The organism is Dyadobacter sp. HNCC25DJ183, from assembly GCF_056895175.1.
In genome coordinates this window covers 941179-961430 of sequence record NZ_JBXHAP010000001.1, presented here as the reverse complement: position 1 = coordinate 961430, position 20252 = coordinate 941179, and the positions used below count along the sequence as shown (strand labels likewise).

General features: G+C 48.9%; 15 protein-coding genes. 8 read left to right on the top strand and 7 right to left on the bottom strand.

All coding sequences use genetic code 11. From position 1 onward, the window contains the following. Positions 1-130 precede the first annotated feature (130 nt). A complete protein-coding gene (locus AC1XTG_RS03890; protein WP_484841088.1) occupies positions 131-4102 on the top strand; it encodes a hybrid sensor histidine kinase/response regulator transcription factor in 3972 nt (1323 codons plus the stop codon). Between the two features lie 13 nt (positions 4103-4115). Here the strand turns inward: AC1XTG_RS03890 and AC1XTG_RS03885 are convergent, their stop codons facing one another. The 7 genes from AC1XTG_RS03885 to AC1XTG_RS03855 form a co-directional block, all read right to left on the bottom strand. Beyond that, a complete protein-coding gene (locus AC1XTG_RS03885; RefSeq protein ID WP_484841087.1) occupies positions 4116-4508 on the bottom strand; it encodes a response regulator in 393 nt (130 codons plus the stop codon). A 73-nt stretch (positions 4509-4581) separates the two neighbouring features. After that, on the bottom strand, positions 4582-6159 hold the full coding sequence (locus AC1XTG_RS03880; protein ID WP_484841086.1) for a MutS-related protein: 1578 nt from the start codon (positions 6157-6159) through the stop codon (positions 4582-4584). Between the two features lie 178 nt (positions 6160-6337). After that, on the bottom strand, positions 6338-6937 hold the full coding sequence (locus tag AC1XTG_RS03875) for an SRPBCC family protein (protein ID WP_484841085.1): 600 nt from the start codon (positions 6935-6937) through the stop codon (positions 6338-6340). A 111-nt stretch (positions 6938-7048) separates the two neighbouring features. Beyond that, positions 7049-8308, bottom strand: a complete 1260-nt coding sequence (locus AC1XTG_RS03870) for an Hsp70 family protein (protein WP_484841101.1) — start codon at positions 8306-8308, stop codon at positions 7049-7051. Between the two features lie 66 nt (positions 8309-8374). Further along, the gene (locus AC1XTG_RS03865) at positions 8375-9232 is read right to left on the bottom strand and encodes a LytR/AlgR family response regulator transcription factor (protein WP_056286658.1); all 858 of its coding nucleotides are present in this window, start codon (positions 9230-9232) and stop codon (positions 8375-8377) included. Beyond that, positions 9229-10308, bottom strand: coding sequence for a sensor histidine kinase (locus AC1XTG_RS03860; RefSeq protein ID WP_484841084.1), 1080 nt, complete (start codon positions 10306-10308; stop codon positions 9229-9231). The genes AC1XTG_RS03865 and AC1XTG_RS03860 overlap by 4 nt, the downstream gene beginning before the upstream one ends. Beyond that, on the bottom strand, positions 10305-11393 hold the full coding sequence (locus AC1XTG_RS03855) for a sensor histidine kinase (protein ID WP_484841083.1): 1089 nt from the start codon (positions 11391-11393) through the stop codon (positions 10305-10307). Before AC1XTG_RS03855 ends, AC1XTG_RS03860 begins: the two co-directional genes overlap by 4 nt. Positions 11394-11628: 235 nt before the next feature. On the opposite strand from AC1XTG_RS03855, the gene AC1XTG_RS03850 reads away from it, so the two are divergent. The 7 genes from AC1XTG_RS03850 to AC1XTG_RS03820 all read left to right on the top strand — a co-directional run bounded on the left by AC1XTG_RS03850 (position 11629) and on the right by AC1XTG_RS03820 (position 20249). Further along, entirely contained in the window at positions 11629-12078 is a 450-nt protein-coding gene (locus AC1XTG_RS03850; protein WP_484841082.1) for a hypothetical protein, read from the top strand. A gap of 93 nt (positions 12079-12171) precedes the next feature. After that, positions 12172-13155: a TIGR03885 family FMN-dependent LLM class oxidoreductase gene (locus AC1XTG_RS03845; protein WP_484841081.1), complete on the top strand. Its 984-nt coding sequence runs from the start codon at positions 12172-12174 to the stop codon at positions 13153-13155. Positions 13156-13381: 226 nt separating this feature from the next. After that, positions 13382-13735, top strand: a complete 354-nt coding sequence (locus AC1XTG_RS03840; RefSeq protein ID WP_056286677.1) for a response regulator — start codon at positions 13382-13384, stop codon at positions 13733-13735. 194 nt (positions 13736-13929) lie between these two features. Next, positions 13930-15573, top strand: a complete 1644-nt coding sequence (locus AC1XTG_RS03835) for a TldD/PmbA family protein (RefSeq protein ID WP_484841080.1) — start codon at positions 13930-13932, stop codon at positions 15571-15573. A 218-nt stretch (positions 15574-15791) separates the two neighbouring features. Then, entirely contained in the window at positions 15792-17108 is a 1317-nt protein-coding gene (locus AC1XTG_RS03830) for a TldD/PmbA family protein (RefSeq protein WP_056286684.1), read from the top strand. A gap of 150 nt (positions 17109-17258) precedes the next feature. Then, positions 17259-18896, top strand: a complete 1638-nt coding sequence (locus tag AC1XTG_RS03825) for a TldD/PmbA family protein (RefSeq protein ID WP_484841079.1) — start codon at positions 17259-17261, stop codon at positions 18894-18896. A 15-nt stretch (positions 18897-18911) separates the two neighbouring features. Continuing rightward, the gene (locus AC1XTG_RS03820) at positions 18912-20249 is read left to right on the top strand and encodes a TldD/PmbA family protein (RefSeq protein WP_484841078.1); all 1338 of its coding nucleotides are present in this window, start codon (positions 18912-18914) and stop codon (positions 20247-20249) included. Positions 20250-20252 lie beyond the last annotated feature (3 nt).

The window sequence follows — 20252 nt, the reverse complement described above, 5'->3', positions numbered from 1 at the left end:
GTCTCAATTTCAGATCAAAATGTCTCATCATTTATAAATGTTACTTACCAATGATTTTGCAGGGATATATTTATAAAAAATTGAATGGAAAAGAGCCCGGCCTGATTGCCGGCTTTGGTTGGATGCACGTGTGAAAAATCTGCTATTTACGTTCTGCTGCCTGTTTTTGTACCTGACCTGCCCGGGGCAGAGCGTGCCGTATTATTTCAAAAGCTACACGGTTTCGGACGGACTGTCGGGCAATGCGACGACCGATATTATCCAGGATAAAAAAGGTTTTATCTGGATCGCCAGCCGCAACGGGCTGAACCGTTTTGATGGGAATTCTTTCAAGATTTTCAGGAGCAAGGAAGGCGATTCAACCAGCCTCGGGAGCAACTCGGTTTTTTCACTATACGAAGATGATGACGAGAAACTCTGGATCGGGACGCACAAAGGCGTTTATATCTATAATCCTATTTTAGACCAGTTCTCCGCATTCCAATTGATCCCTGCCGGTGAGGTCCGGCTGATCCGGGGCGACCGGGAAGGTGGCGTCTGGATCATCTCCGACAACCAACTCTACCGGTTTGACTCGAAAAGAGGCACAGTAATCGCACTTCCCGATGCGGCAAACACCGTTTCAGTTCACGTTTCCGCTAGTGGGAAAGTGTGGGCATCATTTAGCAACGGAATGATCCGGCGCTATCATCCCGGGGTAGGTAGTGTGTCCAGATACGATCTGTCGGGGCGGGTCAATGAGATTTTTTCCAATATGCGGCTGCATGCCGTCTCGGATTCCACTTTACTGGTCGGGAATATGAAGCGCATTCTGATTTATAATTACCGGACGGACAAGATCACAGACATTTCACAGCAAGCCGCGCCGGACAGGGACATTTACATTCACACCTTTTTCGAAAATGGCAAAGATGAATACTGGCTCGGGTCGGAGTCGGGACTGTTCATTCTTGATCTGAAAAGAAAAAAGATGAAGCAGGTTGTCAAAGAGAAATTCAATCCCTATTCGATTACCGACAACATTATCAATGCGATTTACAAGGATAGGGAAGGCGGAATCTGGATCAGCACGCAGTTTGGCGGGGTTAACTATTATTCTTCGGAGTACAACCGTTTTCAAAAGTACTTTCCCCAGCCCGGCAACAGCATCAGCGGCAACCTTGTTCACGAAATAGCCAAAGATCAATACGGTAAGCTCTGGATCGGGACGGAAGATGCCGGCCTCAATCAGCTGGATCTGCAAACAGGCAAATTCAGGGCATTCCTGCCTGACGGAAAAAAGGGGAGTATTGCTTACCACAACCTGCACGGCCTCGTCGCCGACGGGGATAAGCTTTGGATCGGGACCTACGAGCACGGTCTGGATGTAATGGACCTGAAAACCAATAAGGTGATCAGGCATTATACCACCAGCAAGCCCAATTCTTTCGGGAGCAATTTCATTGTTACATTGTACAAAACGCGGAGTTCGGACATCCTGGTTGGTACCTGGTCGGGACTATTCAAATACAACCGGGATACGGACGATTTTACGCCGGTCACATTTGTGAATACGCAGGTACAGAGCATTCACGAAGACAAAAATGGTACGCTCTGGGTTGCGAGCTATGGAGGCGGCATTTTTTATTTTAATCCAAAAACGGGTTTAAAAGGCAGGATTCAATACGATGCAGGCAAGAAAGGCGGATTGCCCGACAATTACATCAACAGTCTTTACCAAAGTAAAAACGGCGATTTCTGGTTCTGTACCGAGCATGGATTATCAAGATACAATGCAGTGACGCAGAAGTTCAGAAATTACCGCATTGAAGACGGACTGCCTGATAACCAGGTATTCCGTGTCGTAGAAGATGATCTGGGAAACTTCTGGATCTCCACCTCGCGGGGCTTATCGATGCTGAATTCAAAAACCGGGCGCTTTACCAACTACAACGAAGCCAATGGACTTCCGAGCGAGCAGTTCAACTACAATTCCTCTTTTAAAAACGACGACGGGACATTGTTTTTCGGAACGGTAGCGGGGCTGATCAGCTTCAAACCGGGATCATTTAACACAAACAACTACGTACCGCCGGTGTACCTCACCGGGATTCAGGCTAACAACCAGGAGCTCCGGATAGGAGGGAAGGATTCGCCGCTGACCCAGTCGCCCGTTTATACAGGCTGGATCAGGTTGCCGTACGACCGTTCGAGCCTCAGCTTCGATGTGGCGGCGCTGAGCTACGTGATCCCGGAAATGAATAGCTATAAGTACAAAATGGAGGGTTTTGATTCGCAGTGGTTTACGTTGACTGACAGCAAAAAAATCACCTTCTCAAAACTCCCGCCCGGTCATTATGTGTTACGGGTTAAGGGGGCGAACAACGATCACGTTTGGAATAGCCGGGAAGCGCGGCTGAACATCGACATTCTGTCTCCCTGGTGGGCTACAAGCTGGGCTTATCTGCTGTATGGCCTGATTGTGGCCGCCATCGGCATTACTGTTTTCCGGTACTATCACCTGGCAATGGGCGAGAAGAACAAGCGCGAGATTGAAGCCATTGAAATCGGGAAAGAACGGGAGATTTATAATGCGAAAATAGACTTTTTTACCAACGTAGCCCACGAAATCAGAACCCCGCTAACGCTGATCAAAATGCCGCTTGACAAGCTGCTTGCAGATCAAAAAGCAGATGCGGAAACATTTGAGAACCTGACCATGATTAATAAAAATGCCAATCGCCTCATTGATCTGACCAATCAGCTGCTGGATTTCCGGAAAGCCGAGGCGAATAATTTTAGTCTGAATTTTACCAAAACAGATATAAACGAGCTGCTTGGCGATGTATTCTCAACATTCAGGCCCGCCGCCGAGCAGAAGAATTTGAGTTATAAGATCGAGCTTCCCAGGATTGCATTGCAGGCTTTTGTTGATATTGAAGCCTGTAAAAAGATCACCAGCAACCTGATCAACAATGCGATCAAATATGCTGATAACTCGGTGAAAGTGAAATTGCTGCCTTTCAGCAGCGACGATCTTCTTTTTCACATTGAGTTTACCAATGACGGTTTCATTATCGAAGAAGAAGATAAGGACAAGATATTCGAACCGTTTTATCGCGTGGCAGCCAGCCAAAAACAGGAAGGTACCGGGATCGGTCTTCCGCTCGCACGCTCGCTCGCCGAGCTGCACAAAGGGAAGCTGGAACTGCGGCGCCAGGATATGCAGCTGAATACCTTCCTGCTTTCTCTGCCTATTCACCAGGATTACGAAATGGACCTGAAAGGCGGCAATGAGGAGGCTGATGCAGATGTTTTTTTGAGCGACGAACCCAATCAATCGGCTGATCCTGCTAAACCGGTGATCCTGCTTGCAGAAGATAACGTCGAAATCCTCAGCTACCTGAGCCGCGAACTGAGTGGGTCATATAATGTAATGCGTGCATTGGATGGTCAGCAGGCGGTCGGGATCCTGCAGCATGAAAATGTCCACCTGGTGATCAGCGACATTATGATGCCGGTAATGGACGGAATTGAGCTTTGCAGAAGGATGAAGAACGATGTGCAGTTCAGCCATATTCCCATTATACTGCTGACTGCCAAAAACTCGATCAATTCTAGAATAGAGGGCCTGGAAGTCGGCGCTGACGCGTACATTGAAAAGCCTTTTTCTCTTGATCACCTCGCCGCACAGATCACCAATCTGATTAATAACCGGAATATTATCAAGGAATACTTCGCACGCTCGCCATTGACGCACATCAAAGGAATTGCATTCTCGAAAGCGGATAAGGAATTTTTGGAACAGCTCAACAGCATTATCACCAGGCGCATTGCCGACAGCAACCTGGATGTTGACCTGCTTTCATCGCTGATGAACATGAGCCGACCGACTTTGTACCGCAAGATCAAGGGTATCTCTGATATGACGCCCAACGAGCTCATTAACTTGTCGCGCCTCAAAAAAGCGGCCGAGTTGCTCGCAGAGAACAAATACAAGATCAACGAGGTAGCTGATATGGTGGGTTACAGCATTCCTACCAACTTCTCGCGTGATTTTCAGAAGCAGTTCGGCGTGAGCCCGTCCAACTATCTCGCCAAACTACAAAAAGGGATTTCGTAACTATTAAGCCGGATCATCCCGCTTGCAACAGGTGCTGCAATTGTGTGGTAAGTGCCGAAATAGGTCCGGTCTTTTCGATGAATTTATCTACTCCGATTGTTTCCAGTTGTGGCTTCCATTCCTCAGGAATGGTTGTGGAGTAAATGATGATGACCGGACTGTCAAATTCCTGCAGACGCTGTAGTTGCTGCAGACATTGTGCGCCATTGATCCGGGGCAGGCTTATATCCACAAATACAAACCCGGGCGCCGTCACCGGCCCGCTGTCGAAATGCGCTAATGCGGATTCACAATCCGGAAAAAACAGGCATTCCAAATTTTTATCTACATCATCGAGAGCCATTTTGAAAATTTCGTGATCGTCGGTGTCATCATCGATCAGTACAAACAGTCCCTTGTTTCCCATAATGTCTTATACATTGGTTGCAGTCGTCTGAACTGCTATAAAAATCGTGCAAAAGTGCGCGGTCGAATAAAATTTAGTCACCGCTTTTTAACTTTTGTGAGAGGTGATGCGCCTCTTCAATCACTGCAGCTGGATAATGGTTTAATTCGAGAATCCGTATTGCATTGGTCGTAGTCAGCTTGCCGGGTTTGATTTTGTAGTCAAAATGAATATCGTTCTGGTCGATCACTTCCGTAAAATGGAAAATCTCAAAGTCGCCCGCAAGGTAATCTGCCAGCTCTCTGTCGTGGGTAGAAACCAATACGATGTTCTTGCCGCCCGCGAGATAGGTAAGCACAGATTTCCCGATGGCAATCCGCTCCACGGAGTTGGTCCCCTTGAAAAGCTCGTCCAGCAAAAACAGGTTGTATTCGCCATTACGGCTATGTTCCAGCAGCTGTTTCAGGCTGAGTACCTCCTCGAAGTAGTAACTCTTTTCACTGAGCAGATCGTCTGAGATCCTGATGGAAGAGTAAACCTGCATCGGCGGCATTGATATGGAACTGGCGAAACAGGTGTTGATGGTTTGTCCCAAAATGGCGTTGATCCCGATCGTGCGGATGAAAGTTGTCTTGCCAGACATATTTGAACCCGTCAGCAAAGCAGATTTATTGTTCAGATCGATGTCGTTTGAAACACCGCCAAATAGCAGCGGATGGTACATATCCTTCACAGTAAGCCGTTTATCGGACGCATTGATCTCCGGTATGCAGTAATAGGGAATGTCTTCCCGCAGAGCAAGCGTGGAAAGTGCCAGGTCAGTTTCCGCAACAAAATGAAATACAGCACTGATGTCCGCCTTTCTGTTTTCGAGGATTTTTAATGTGGTAAAAAGGAGTACCGGCTCAATCAGGAAGAGAGCCTTGATCAGCTCGATGACATAGTCAACAAACTGCCCGATCTCACTTTGCAGACTGGCTTCAATCTTGAAAATGGACATCGCAGGCCCCAGTCCGTCAAGGGTAGCTACTGACTTACCGAGTTCTTTGGAAGCGTCGTCAAATTCACTATTGACCAGGATATTACGTGCGGTTTTGTTTAGCAGCAATAGCTGCGGAATGGAGCTACCGTATTGGTACAGATTGTTTTTGTTCCAATAATGAATGCCCAGATTGACCGGCAGCAAGACAATCAGAAAGATAAACAGCTGCGGAAAAAAGAAAGACAGAAATACCGAAAGCACACTGATGCCACACAGTATTTGAACCAGCCAGAACCATTTTGGCCGTTGCAGGTACTTTTCCTGAAAAAGTCCGGGCAGATAGTATGCGTCTTTCTTGTTCAGTTTTGCAACCTGAGCGGCTATGCTGGCCCGCAGCTCAGCATTGTTGCTGAATATGGAGATGAGGTTTTCCAGCTTTTGACCGCGCACATTGGTCTTCGGGATGGTCCTTAAAACGTGATAGAGCAGTTGCTGGCCGGGGCAGGATAGGGTGCGGTCTGCAAACTTAAATACATCTTCCAGGTCCAGATCGTGGTACGTCCTGTCCGAAATTGTCTGCGTATTTTCTTCTTGTCCCGCCTTGGCAAAATACTTTCCGATCTGGTCGAAGTTGAACGGGCCAGTCTTGATCTTTTGCAGAGTAAGGCTCTCTATATCACTTTTCATCATTGTCCGTCCATGGAGTAAGTCAGCGCAGGCAGCCGGCGACGCGCCGACATCGATTCAGTCCCAATTTATCGTTAATCCCAGGATAGTGCATTTACGTTGTGGTATAAAGCAGAAAGCCACACAGGAGCGGGAAATATCCCTGCCTGTGTGGCTTTTTTGAATGCAAATGCGACGTCGGTCATTCAGGCTCTGCGCCGCCTACTCTCACCTGGTCAGGCGCCTCATTGTATCCGCCGGACCGGTCATTCATCTGATCACCATTTTTCAGGTTGTCCTGCCCGGCTGGCTGCTGGCTCGTTTCGCCTTGCCCGGAAGCTCCGCTTTGTGTGTTGGAACTGCCGGAAGAGAGGTATGAACTCAGCGAATCCAGCTCTTTTTCCCATCCATCCTGATGCGTTTTCAAAAATTCTTCGCCCTTGAATCCTTCCTGTACCACGTGCAGCTTGCTGCCTTCTCCCTCTGGTGCGAATGAGATATGGAGTGTATATCCGTTTTCCGAACCTTCATCATTCAGGTTCCATATCCACGAGTACACCAGCTTTTCATTGGGTACCACCTCGCTGTAAGTCCCGGTGATCTGTAAGCCCGCATCTCCGACGTAGTATTCAACCGCCCCGCCATCTTTCAGCTCATTTTTGACGTCCACCAGCTGGTTACCCATTGGTTTCCACCATTGTTTCAAATGTTCAGCCTCAGTCCAGGCTTTAAATAGCGTTTCCACATCGGCATCAAACTGCCGCTCTATTTCAATTACATGTGTTTTCTGACCCGTCTCCATTTTCCTGATTTTCGTTTGTTGATGATTGAAGGCAATGTTATGCACCGCTACTTCATAATAATTGTGCCTTGGCGACAGATTCAGGTAAATGTCCGGGAATGCATCCGGATTTCAGGAGTACCGGTTCCGGGCGTCGTAGGCGAGACCCAGCCCTACGCTCGACAGCTTGTTTTCTTCCGACCATTCAGCCGTGGGGAACAACCTTCTGAACTGCTGCTGGATAAGCGGGATTTCGGTGGAGCCGCCCGTCATGATCACCAGCCCGATCGCCTCAGGGGCAATGCCCGCAGCAAGCAGACATTCCCGCGCCGCCGCAACAATGCGTTCCGCTTTGGTATTGATCGCGATGTTGAAGTTCTCCCTGTCAACCTGAATGCGCAGATTTTCGTCTATAAAATCCAGTGACGTAGCATAGCTTTCATTGCCGGCAAGACCAATCTTGATCTTCTCGGTTTCGGCCAGTACGGCGTGGCCGGTTTCCTGTTCGAGCACATTGATCAGCCTGCCGTAACGGACCGGATCGTGCGTTTCCCGCAGTAATTGTTTGGCCTGGAAGATGGTCTTGTTCGTATAAAGGAAGTTGACCTTGCTCCATTCCGACAGATCAAAATAGTGGTAGGAGGGTACTTCCAGGTTTTTGGCACCATACCGCGAGCGGAAACCCAGCTCGGGCATCATTTCAGCCAGACTGAGGTCTTTGTCAAAATCATTTCCACCCAGCCTTACGCCGGTATTAGCCAGGATATCACTGTCGCGATCCTGTTTTTTGGCATTCTCGCGAGAGAGTCGGATCACGGTAAAGTCGGAGGTTCCGCCGCCCAGGTCGACCACCATTGCAAGCTTTTCGCCTGATACCCTCGCTTCGTGCGCGAATGCGGCTGCGATTGGTTCATATTGAAAACCCACGTGTTCAAAGCCAATGCTCATGGCTACGGATTTCAGTTCATTTTCAGCGCGCTGGTCTGCGGCAGGGTCGTTATCAATAAAGTGCACGGGCCTGCCCATTACAACATGCCGCAGCTCGGTACCGCAGTCGGCTTCTGCCTTTGCTTTCATTTGTTGCAAAAAGGCCGCAATGATCTGGTCGAACTTCATCAGCTCTCCATTGACCATCGTTCCCTGGCGCATGGCCGGAGTACCCAGCACACGCTTTAAGCTCCGCATCAGCCGGCCTGGCTGGCGGGAGAGAAAGCGTTCCGTAGCCTCGCGGCCAAAGAATGCTGCATTGTCCTTTCGCGCAAAGAACATCGCACTGGGAATGGTGTTGTGATTGTTTTCAACCGGGATCAGGAAAACGTCGGATGGGGTTGCTATCGCCAGACTTGAATTGGAAGTGCCGAAATCTATGCCGCAAAAAACAGGAGTTGTCATCATTTCAAAAATTGGGGGCGCAATTTCTGATTATTTACCGGTTTTTCTATGTCAAACTGCACTCTTTTATTTTCCCATCCATTTACGGAAATCGTTAGACTTTTCCCGGCTTACAATCACTTCCTTCTCAAAGGCCGGCTTCAATGTGAGCGCCAGGCGGTTGTTATAGTAAGGCTGGATCTGCGTTACCGCATTGTGGGTGACGATAATGCCCCGGTTGATCCTGAAAAAATGCGCCGGGTCGAGGAACTGCTCTATCTCGTCCATTCTGTAATCGACCACGAATTTTTGTCCCTGATGATTCTTGAAAAAACTAATGCTTTCTTCCGTAAAAAAGAATGCGATTTCCCCTACCTCAATGGAGAGCAGCCTGCCACCTTGCTTTACCAGGAAGCGGTTGCGGTACGATGCGGCCGGCTGGTGGATCTGCAAGGTTTTCAGGATGTTTTCAAGACTGGCGGAAAGCGCTGAATGCGGGTGCAATTGTGATGCTCCCTCAGATTCTGTCCTTGAATCCATGCGAGATTCCGTCGGGGATTTGTTTTTATGCATTCCGGTGAGCTCATAAAATTTGCGGATGCTGCGCTGCAAATCCTCCTGCTGCACGGGTTTTAATAGATAATCGATGCTGTTGACCTTAAACGCCTGCAAAGCATATTCGTCGTAGGAAGTGGTGAATATCACCGTGCTTTGAATCGATACGCGGTTGAAGATCTCGAAACTTTGTCCGTCAGCGAGCTCAATATCCATGAAGATCAGATCCGGCTCACTTTCCCCGCTTTCCCGGTTCGCTTTCACCCATTCCACTGTGGCGGCAATGCTCGGAGTAACAGCCTTGATGACCATTTCAGGCGCAGTTTCTTCCAGTAATTTGGTGAGTTTGCGTACCGCCAGCTTTTCGTCTTCAACGATTAATACATTCATTGGTTGTCAGATTTTTCGGCAAGTAATGGCAGGAGTACTTTGAAATGTGCCGCAGCCACGTCTATTACCGGTTGTTTTTCAGAAAGGAGGTTGTATTTGGCAAAAATGTTAGCGAGCCCCAGCTTTGTCGATTTGACAGGTGTTGATTTGGTAACAACATTATTACACACTTCCAGCCAATCGTCGCCGGCAGATGTGATCTTGATAAGCAATGGCGTTTGTTCCAAAATCGCATTGTGTTTCACCGCATTCTCCACCAAAAGCTGCAAAGTAAGCGGCGGGATGAATTTGTGTAGATCCGCCTCGTCCACCCGGATCACCAGGTCCAATCCCTGATCGTACCTCGTTTTCAGTAAATGAAAGTAGGAGCGGATGAATTTGAGCTCGGTCGCCAGCGTCGTCAGCTCGCTTTGGTTGTTTTGTAAAAGATACCTGTAAACCTGCGCCATTTCGTCTACAAACTGCTCGGCCCGCTTGGGCTCGTCGGTGATCAATGCAGACAGGGTATTGAGGCTGTTGAACAGAAAATGCGGATTGACCTGACTTTTCAAGCTTTGCAGCTGTCCCTGCATGCCCGCCTTTTTGATTTGTTCTTTGTTTACCTTGATTTCCTTCCACTTTTTGAGCGAGTAATTGCCTTCATAAAGCAGCGTAAGTACGATTACCGCGACGAATTCGAAAATGTAAACATCGACCATTTTCTCAAAGTCCAGCTCCGCGTCCACAGGCCGGTAGTGGATAATAAAAATGCCGTAAACGGTTACATATACCCCCGTAATGATCCAGAATGCGACTGCGGTAAGGAAGCCGCGTTTGAGGGATGAATGCAGCGCCGGGTACTTTTTCGCCAGATATTGCGCGGCCCAGTCGTGGGGAACAAATGCGAGCGTGGTCATCACGAAAATCATGCAGGTGCCCAGGATGAAATTGGACAAACTTGCAAAATAAGGCTCTCCGATGAGCAGGTAGCTGATCGTGGGTACAAACCAGGGGATCAGTAGCGCAAACATCCACCTGCCAAAGAGGCTGAGCCAGATAAGCCGACCGATATTGTTGAATTGCAAAGAGGCGATCATGTGTAAATCAATGGCAAAATCACTGTAAAACGGGCAGGTTCTTCCTTGACCTGGATCGTGCCGGCCTGGTTGAACAGCAGCTTATACCGCGAGATCAGCGTGGCGAGGCCCGCTTCCGTGAACGACATACTTACCACGCGCCTTTGCAGGTTATTACTTACTTCAAGCTGTCCCGTCGCAGTGGTTTTAATGCAAATTTGCAATGTGGCCTCGGGGGAAATGATGTTGTGGCGCACTGCATTGTCTACAAGTACCTGCAAGCTAAGTGGGGCGATTTGCCCGCTCAGGTAAATATCCGCCACTTCCACCACAAACCGGATCCCGTTTTCGTAACGCGTTTCCAGCAGGTAAATGTAAGACCGGATAAAGCGAAGCTCAGCTTCAAGCGGAACAAGGTCATCTTCCTTGTCGGGCCCGTAAACGCTGAGCAGGTACCGGTACACTTTCGACATTTCATCCACGAATTTTTCGGCTGTGGCAGGTGCTTCCGAGATCAGTACCGACAAGGAATTAAGGCAGTTGAACAGGAAATGCGGGTTCACCTGTTGTTTAACAGTGTCAAGCTCTGCCTGTAACTGCCTTTGTTCCATTTGGTTCAGTTCCTGCAAGTCATTTTTCCATTGACTGAATGCAAAAATGAGTTCGGTAAGCCCGGCGGCTGTCAGCGACCCGCTCCCGATCGCAAACACAGCCCAGAGCGTGTGTGTGAGGTTAAAATGGTAGCCAAACAAATGCGTTTGGCTATATATGATCATGGCTAATAGAAACGCTGTGATACTTACTGCTCCATACAGTACAAACCAGGAAAGTACCCGCCGTACCGACTGTCCGGGCTCCGGATAAATTTTGGTGACCGCCGGTGAAAATTTGCGGTTGATCAAAAAGGCAGTCAGGAAAAAGAGCAGGTTCAACACGCTGCCGCCCAGGAGGGTCTGCACGTCGGTAAAGTATGTTGCACCCCAGATCAGATTTCCCGCAATCGGTACCACGGCCGCCAGTATCAGTACCATCAGACTCAGGCTCACCCGGTTTTGCCGGATCGAGTCTGCATAATGAATGGAAGATAGGATACTGCCTGTGGTCATAGATTTTGAATGTGATCATAAAATTACGCGGCATTTACATCAGAGTAAATCGCAGCTCGCCAAACAGTCAATATTCATCATTCAATTGTCACATTATCGTCTTGAAATGGAATAGGCGGAGCGGCCATTTAATGCTTTATTTTCTTCATGGCGTGAAAAAACTGTTACAAGCGCCCACGCGATTGGTATGAAGTAAATATTTCTCTTTGTTTGAAAACTAACTTCTCTATCACGAATGAAAATGAAAAGCGCATTTCTGCTGCTGGTTTTAATGGCCGTAATCCAATTATCGTTTGCACAAACCGGCGAAACGCTCACGAACAACAGCATTGTCTCTATGTATCAGGCAAATGTATCGGGTAAGCTGATCATCCAGAAGATCAACCTGAGCAAAGGTAAATTCGATATGTCGGTACCCGGCTTGCTGGCTTTGAAGAGTGTCAAACTTCCTGAGCCGATCATGGAAGTAATGCTGGCCTCAACAACTCCGACAGATGTACTTAAAAACGAAAACATCATTCAGCTATGCCAGGCCGGTTTTTCAAAGCGGTTTATTATCCAGAGAATACAGGCTGGTCCCAATAAATTCAATGTAACTACCGACGGCCTGATCCAGCTGCAGGTGGCGAAGGTACCCGAGGCAATTACCAAAGTGATGATGACGGGGCCAGGAAAATCCAGATAAGAGCGGCATGCCTCCTGCCAGGCACAAAATTTTTAGGCCCGCGGCACCGGTACTTTTTGGCCGGACAAATCTTATACTAAATTTTCAACCATTATGGCAGTAATTGGCTATCACGCTTCACACGAGCAGTTTTCACCTGCTGAACTATTGAGCCTGGTGCAATTAGCAGAGGCGAGCGGGTTCGAGTCGGCGATGTGTTCCGATCACCTCAATCCGTGGAGCCACGATCAGGGGCATTCGGGGCATCTTTGGTCGTGGCTGGGCGGTGCGCTGCAGGCTACCGGCACGATTCCCTTCGGTTCGCTGGTGATACCCGGCGGTGCGAGGTTCCATCCCGTAATGGTTGCGCAGGCGGCGGCGACACTCGCTGCTATGTTCCCCAACAGGTACCAGTGGATTGCGCTGGGCAGCGGCGAAGCATTGAATGAAGCGGTGCTTTCACCCGAATGGCCTTCCAAAGAGGAGCGGAATGCACGTTTGCAGGAAGCCGCAGCGATGATACGTGCGCTCTGGAGAGGAGAAGTTGTGACCAGCAGGGAAGGGTACCATTATGCCGATCAGGCGAAGATCTGGTCGCTGCCGGAGCAGACGCCCCGGATTTTTGGGGCCGCGCTGACTCCGAAAACGGCTCGGTGGATGGGCGAATGGGCTGACGGGCTGGTGACTGTAAATCATTCAAAAGAGAAATTGCGCGAGGTAGTGGCTGCATTCAATGAAGGCGGCGGCGCAGATAAGCCTAAGTACGTGCAGGTTCATGTGAGCTGGGCTAGAACAATGGAGGAAGCAACGCGAAATGCCTTTGAGCAATGGCGGACCAATACGGTATCTCCCGAGAAATGCGCGAATTTCAGGACAGTGGAAGATTTTGAAAATGCAGTTACTGATATGCGTCCCGAAGATATGGCTGAGCATCTTTTTATTTCAACCGATCCTGAGGCGCACATGGCGCACCTGCAAAGTGTGGAGGAGATTGGTTTTGAGCAGATCATGGTCCATAATGTAGGAAAGAACCAGGCTGAATTTATAGAGGTATTCGGCAAGTATGTTTTGCCGGGACTGAAAGTAGCAAGCTTGTAACCCGAAGCCGCGAAAGCGGCTTTTTCAGTGAAAGTGTTTACCGTTTAATAAGTTGTATGTTGTAAATGGATCTGATTATTAGGTAGATAGGCAGAGTTACTGGCGGGATAATTTATTTTAGTGGGACGGCTGGAAGTTTTTTTTTAAGACAAAGGCCGAAAACTGGGTTACGACGAAATTAATTCTGAATTTTGTGCCCAGAAAACCATCTATCAGCCAGGTGCCAATGAGCATACTTTACATTGATCATGAAGTCAATAATCTGAATTCCTTCAAAGCTACATTCAGGCGCGACGCTGAAATTTACCTGGCAGAAACAACCGAAGAGGGCCTGGAAATATTGGACGAACAGAAAATTGACGTCATTTTCGCAGACCACCAAATGCCCGAAATGACCGGTCTGGAATTTCTCCGCCTGGCTTCCGACAAGTACCCCGGGGCAGTGCGTGTGCTGTTGACAGGCAATGCATACACCGATGAGTTCAGGATTGCGGCTGGCAAAGGTTATTTTCACACCTACATCAATAAACCCTGGGACGAGCAGCAGCTCCGCCATTTAATCGTCTCACCTGCTTCCTGATACAGGGAACCTCTTTCTTCTTTTTAGTCATATTTTTCGCGATTCTCCGCGAGACTTACGTGTGTTTAAATCACTTTTTGCTTCAAAAAATTGCCACAGCAATATTTGTTGGAAAAATATATTGATTACATTGTGAAGCCTTTCTCAGGCAAAATTATCCTTCATCTTTTTTCAGAAAGGCCAAACATTATCAAATGAAAAGAAGAGATTTCATGCAAATGTCAGGTATGGGCTTTGGCGCTATGATGCTGTCCCAGGTGCCTGTCATCGGCAATCCGGTTTCGGAAGCACACCTGCTTGATCCCTGGATGGACGCAGCCTCCAAAAAGAAGCTGACAGAAGTGGCATTGAACGCGGCAAAAAGCAAAGGCGCTACCTATACAGATGTACGTATCGGCCGCTATCTGCAGCAATACGTTTTTACGCGTGAAAAGCAGGTACAAAATATCGTCAATGCAGAATCTTACGGGATCGGAGTCCGCGTGATCGCAAACGGAACCTGGGGTTTTTCAGCCACAAGTGACGTTACTGCCGATGGTATCGCCAAATGCGCCGCTACCGCAGTCGCCATTGCAAAAGCCAATTCAAAGTTCCAGAAAGAGCCTGTGGAGCTTGCCGCGCAGAAGGGCGTAGGAGATCAAACCTGGAAAACGCCCATCACCAAAAATGCATTCGAAATCCCCGTTCGCGAGAAGATCGACCTGCTGATGAATGTAAATGGAAAAGCGCTCGAAAACGGCGCCAGCTTCGTTACATCCAACCTGTTTTTTGTAAACGAACAAAAGTATTTCGCCTCTTCCGACGGCTCCTTTATTGATCAGGATATCCATCGCGTCTGGCCCACTTTCACGGTGACAGTCACGGACAAAGCAGCTGGTAAGTTCAAGACCCGCGATGCCATCAGCTCGCCGATGGGAATGGGATACGAGTACCTCGACGGACTTGCCTCTGAGAAAATAGCCGGTCCGAACGGGCTGGTAGGCTATCGTAATTCCTACGATATGGTTGAAGATGCGATCATGGCTGCCAAACAGGCCAAGCAAAAAATAACTGCAAAAACGGTGCAGCCGGGTAAATATGACCTGGTGCTAGACCCGAATCACCTGGGCCTCACCATACACGAATCGGTAGGGCACCCGACCGAGCTGGACAGGGTACTCGGCTACGAAGCGAACTACGCAGGTACCAGCTTCGCCACGCTCGATAAGTGGCAATCCAAGAACTTTGCATACGGAAGCAAGCTGGTCAATATCGTAGCTGACAAAACGCAGCCGAATACGCTCGGTGCCGTCGGTTACGACGATGAAGGTGTACCCTGCAAGGAATGGGATATTATCAAAGACGGTATCCTCGTAAATTATCAGGCCATCCGCGATCAGGTCAAAATCATTGGTGAAAAAGAATCACACGGATGCTGCTATGCAGATAACTGGTCTTCGGTTCAGTTTCAGCGGATGCCCAACATTTCCCTTAAACCGGGAACAGAAAAACGCAGCGTGCTCGATATGATCAAGGGTGTTGAAAAGGGGATTTACATCATCGGGCGCGGCTCGTATTCCATTGACCAGCAGCGCTATAACTTCCAGTTTGGCGGTCAGGTGTTTTATGAAATAAAAAACGGCGAACTCACCGGAATGCTCGACGACGTAGCTTATCAATCCAATACACAGGAGTTCTGGAATTCATGCTCTCAGCTCTGCGACAAAGACGATTACCGCACATTCGGCTCGTTTTTCGACGGAAAAGGGCAGCCCGGTCAGGTAAGCGCCGTATCCCACGGCAGCCCCACCACCCGGTTTGACGGAGTGAATGTGATTAATACGGGGAGGAAGATATAGTTAAGAAGGAGGAAAGGGAGGAAGGAGGAAGGAGGAAAGGAGCCCTTTTTCCCTGAGCGCACCCTGCCCTTGTCACCCTGAGCGCAGTCGAAGGGAAGAGCGACAACGCCATTCCCTTCGACCGCTCGGCGGCCCGGTCCGCTCAGGGTGAAAAGGAGGAGGTTCGAAGTTACAACAGACTAAACCATTTCGTGACAAACGATTATAAAACAGGTAAAATGGCAATCCTTTCAAAAGACGAAGCAAAGCAAATCATAGATAAAGTTCTGGCATTTTCGAAGGCTGATGAAGTCAGTGTAGGATTGTCGGGCAACCGGACGGGGAATATCCGCTATGCGCGGAACTCGGTCTCGACCAGCGGGGAAACGACCGATCTTTCTTTGTCGGTTACCTCTGTTTTTGGTAAAAAATCAGGTACGTCGACTATTAATGAGTTCGATGATGCGTCACTGGAAAAAACGGTGCGGCGTGCTGAGGAAATCGCGCGGCTGGCTCCCGAAAATCCTGAGTATATGCCGATGCTCGGCGCTGCAAACTTCCCTGAAAGCAAGGCTTTTGCCGATAGTACAGCGGCGATCAACCCGGATTTTCGTGCGCAGGCCGCATTCAATAGCATTGATCCCTGCGTGAAAAAGAACCTCACAGCAGCCGGCTATATGGAAGACAGCGCTGGGTTTTCAGCGATGGGCAACAACAAAGGCTTGTTTGGCTACAACAAAAGTACCTCCGTGGACTTCTCCATTACTGTCCGTACTGCCGATGGAAAAGGATCGGGCTATGTGTCCCGCGATTATAATGATGTGTCCAAGCTAAATACATTGGCGGCTACGGAGATAGCCATGCAAAAGGCGCTTGCTTCCACCAATACCAAAGCATTGGAACCGGGCAAATACACCGTCATTCTTGAACCAACTGCCGGTGCAGACCTGCTGCTGAATATGATGCGGAGCATGGATGCCCGCAGTGCGGATGAAGGCAGGAGTTTTCTGGGTAAAAAAGGCGGTGGTACCCGGCTGGGCGAGAAGCTTTTTGACGAAAGAATCACGATATACTCCGACCCGATGAATGCCGAAATCCCGGGCGCTACTTACCTGGGCGACGGAAGGCCGCAGGAGAAAGTGGTTTGGGTGGAGAATGGGGTAATCAAGAACATGTCGTACTCGCGCTTCTGGGCCGAAAAGCAGGGTGTTAAAGCGGTGCCGCCGGCAGGAGGCTTCATTTTTCAGGGAGGCAATGAGTCCATCGCCGATCTGATCAAAGGGACTGAAAAGGGGATTCTGGTCACGCGTTTCTGGTACATTCGCGCGGTTGACCCGCAAACGCTGCTTTATACCGGACTTACCCGCGACGGTACTTTTTACATTGAAAATGGCCAGATCAAGTATCCTGTCAAAAACTTCCGGTTTAATGAAAGTCCGGTCATTATGCTCAATAATGTGGAGGCGATCGGCAAGCCCGTGCGCGCTAACGGAAGTCTCGTGCCGCCTCTCAAAATCCGCGATTTTACATTTACCAGCCTTTCAGACGCGGTTTAAACCCGAGCTCATCGCAGGCAAAACCATTTAAGTATAAAATCTGCCATACATAACAAGACTTTTGATCCGGGTAACCCGATTCATTAACTTATGAATTGGGTTATATCCTGATTGTTCAATCATGCCACTATTAGCAAACATCTACATACTTTGAAAAGACGAGATTTCATTCAACTGGCTGGGTTAGGGACCGGAGCGTTCATGTTACCTGGCCTGGCAATGGGCAAAGTTGTTTCCCCGGAAGCATTCCTCCAGTCAGGAGCCGATGTGGCGGTCAAGAAGCGGCTGGCCGATGCAGCGCTGAATGCTGCCAAAGCCAAAGGCGCCTCCTATGCCGACGTGCGGATCGGACGCTACCTCAATCAGTTTATAGTTACCCGGGAAGAAAAGGTGCAGAACATCGTCAACACCGAGTCTTACGGAGTGGGTGTGCGTGTGATCGCAAATGGATGCTGGGGATTTGCAGCAGTTGTAGATGTGAATAATGAAGCCCAGATGGCGAAAGCTGCGGAGGACGCTGTTGCGATCGCCAAAGCCAATTCTAAATTAATGAAAGAGCCCGTTCAGCTGGCCCCGCAGAAAGGTTTTGGTGAAGTAAGCTGGAAAGCCCCGATCAAGAAAAACGGTTTTGAAGTACCAATAAAGGAAAAAGTAGACCTGCTGCTTTCTGTCAACGATGCGGCGATGAAGAATGGCGCCAACTATGTGAACTCGGTTCTTTTTCTGGTAAACGAACAAAAATATTTCGCATCAACAGACGGGTCTTACATTGATCAGGATGTACACCGGATCTGGCCGATTTTCAATATCACGACCATTGACCCGAAAAGTGGCAAGTTTGAAACCCGGAATGCACTCAGCGCACCAATGGGAATGGGCTACGATTATCTGCAGGCAAATCCGGCAGATAAGGTAACCGGCATTACCACGCGCTATAATATGGGATATGATATGCTGGAAGATGCTACCGCAGCTGCCAAACAGGCTAAGGAGAAACTTACAGCCAAGTCGGTGGAAGCGGGCAAGTACGATCTGATCCTTGATCCGTCGCATTTGTGGCTGACCATTCACGAGTCAGTAGGTCACCCGCTTGAACTGGATCGCGTACTTGGATATGAAGCCAATTTCGCCGGAACTTCTTTTGCGACACTTGACAAATGGAAGTCGAAGAATTTCCAATACGGAAGCAAACAGGTTAACCTGATCGCCGACAAGTTGCAGGTTGGCTCGCTCGGTGCCGTAGGTTGGGATGATGAAGGGGTGAATACCAAGAAATGGGACTTAGTCAAAGATGGGGTACTCGTTAACTACCAGGCGATCCGCGATCAGGCACATATCATCGGGGAAAAAGAGTCACACGGCTGCTGCTACGCGGATAGCTGGAGTTCGGTGCAGTTTCAAAGGATGCCGAATGTGTCCCTGGCAGCTGGCAAAACGCCATTGTCGGTAGACGAGATGATCAAAGATGTGAAAAAAGGCATTTATATTATCGGCGACGGCTCATTCTCAATCGATCAGCAGCGTTACAACTTCCAGTTTGGCGGACAGCTGTTTTATGAAATTAAGGATGGAAAAATAGTCGGTATGCTCAAAGATGTGGCTTACCAGTCTAACACGCAGGAGTTCTGGAATTCATGCGTGCAGGTTTGTGACGAGAGGGATTATCGCCTGGGCGGATCTTTCTTCGACGGGAAGGGTCAGCCTTCACAGTCAAGCGCGGTGTCTCACGGAAGCTCAACTGCGCGTTTCAATGGAGTTAATGTGATCAATACGGCAAGGAAGATTTAAAACAAAAACACCACCATGGCCATCATCTTAACAGAAGCAGAAGCAAAAGCATTGCTGCAAAAGGTTTTGAAATATTCCAAAGCAGATGAATGCGAAATCAATATAATGGGCGAGGAGCGGGGCAACTTGCGCTATGCCCGTAATGAAGTGTCGACCAGCGGCGCTTTGACCAACCAGAACCTGGAAGTGCAATCCGCATTCGGGCAAAAAGTGGGCGTTGCCACTGTGGACGAATTCAGCGACGAGGCAATTGAAAAATGTGTGAGAAGATCCGAAGAACTCGCGCAGCTCGCTCCCGAAAATCCCGAGTATGTAGGTGTTCTCGAACCTCAGAGTTATGGTAAATCAACCGGTTTTTTCGAGTCTACTGCCGCCATTAACCCCGATTTCAGGGCCGATGCGGTTGCCAAGAGCCTTGAACTGACACGCGCTCAGAACCTGACTGCGGCCGGTTTTCTGGAAAACCAGAAAGGTTACCGCGCGATGATGAACTCCAAGGGTTTGTTTGCGTATTACCCCAGCACCAATATCAACTTTTCACTCACCGTGCGCACACCGGACGGAACGGGTTCTGGCTATGTGGCGAGGGGCTATAGCGACGCTAAAAAGCTGGATACGGCGGCTGCAACGAAGATTGCGATCCTGAAATCCAAAGGTTCTGTGGGAGCAAAGGCTTTGGAGCCGGGTAAGTATACCGTGATTCTGGAACCTACTGCGGCTGTGGTGTTGCTGGAAAATATCTTCTTCGCAATGGACGCGCGCAGTGCCGATGAAGGTCGGTCTTTCCTGAGCAAACCGGGCGGCAAAACCAAGCTGGGCGAAAAGATCGTGGACGAACGTGTGAACATTTACACGGATCCCGCAAATCCGGATCTTCCTTCGTCACCCTGGTCGGGAGACGGGCAGCCGATCAATAAAATGAGCATGATTGAAAAGGGCGTGGTGAAAAACATGTTTTATTCGAGGTACTGGGCCAAGAAAAACAATGTCAAGCCAGTTCCATTCCCTACTAATGTGATCATGGAAGGCGGGACAGCCACTTTAGAGGAAATGATCAAGTCGACGAAGCAGGGAATTCTGGTGACCAAACTCTGGTACATCCGGGAGGTGGACCCGCAGACTTTACTACAAACGGGCCTGACGCGCGACGGTACTTTTTACATTGAAAACGGCGTTATCAAACATCCGATCAAGAATTTCCGCTTCAACGAAAGTCCGGTTATCATGCTGAACAATCTGGAAACACTTGGGAAATCTGAGCGGGTGGTAAGTACGGAGTCAGACCGTAACTATCTGATACCACCTATGAAGATCAGGGAATTTACATTTTCATCACTTTCCGACGCAGTTTAAGTA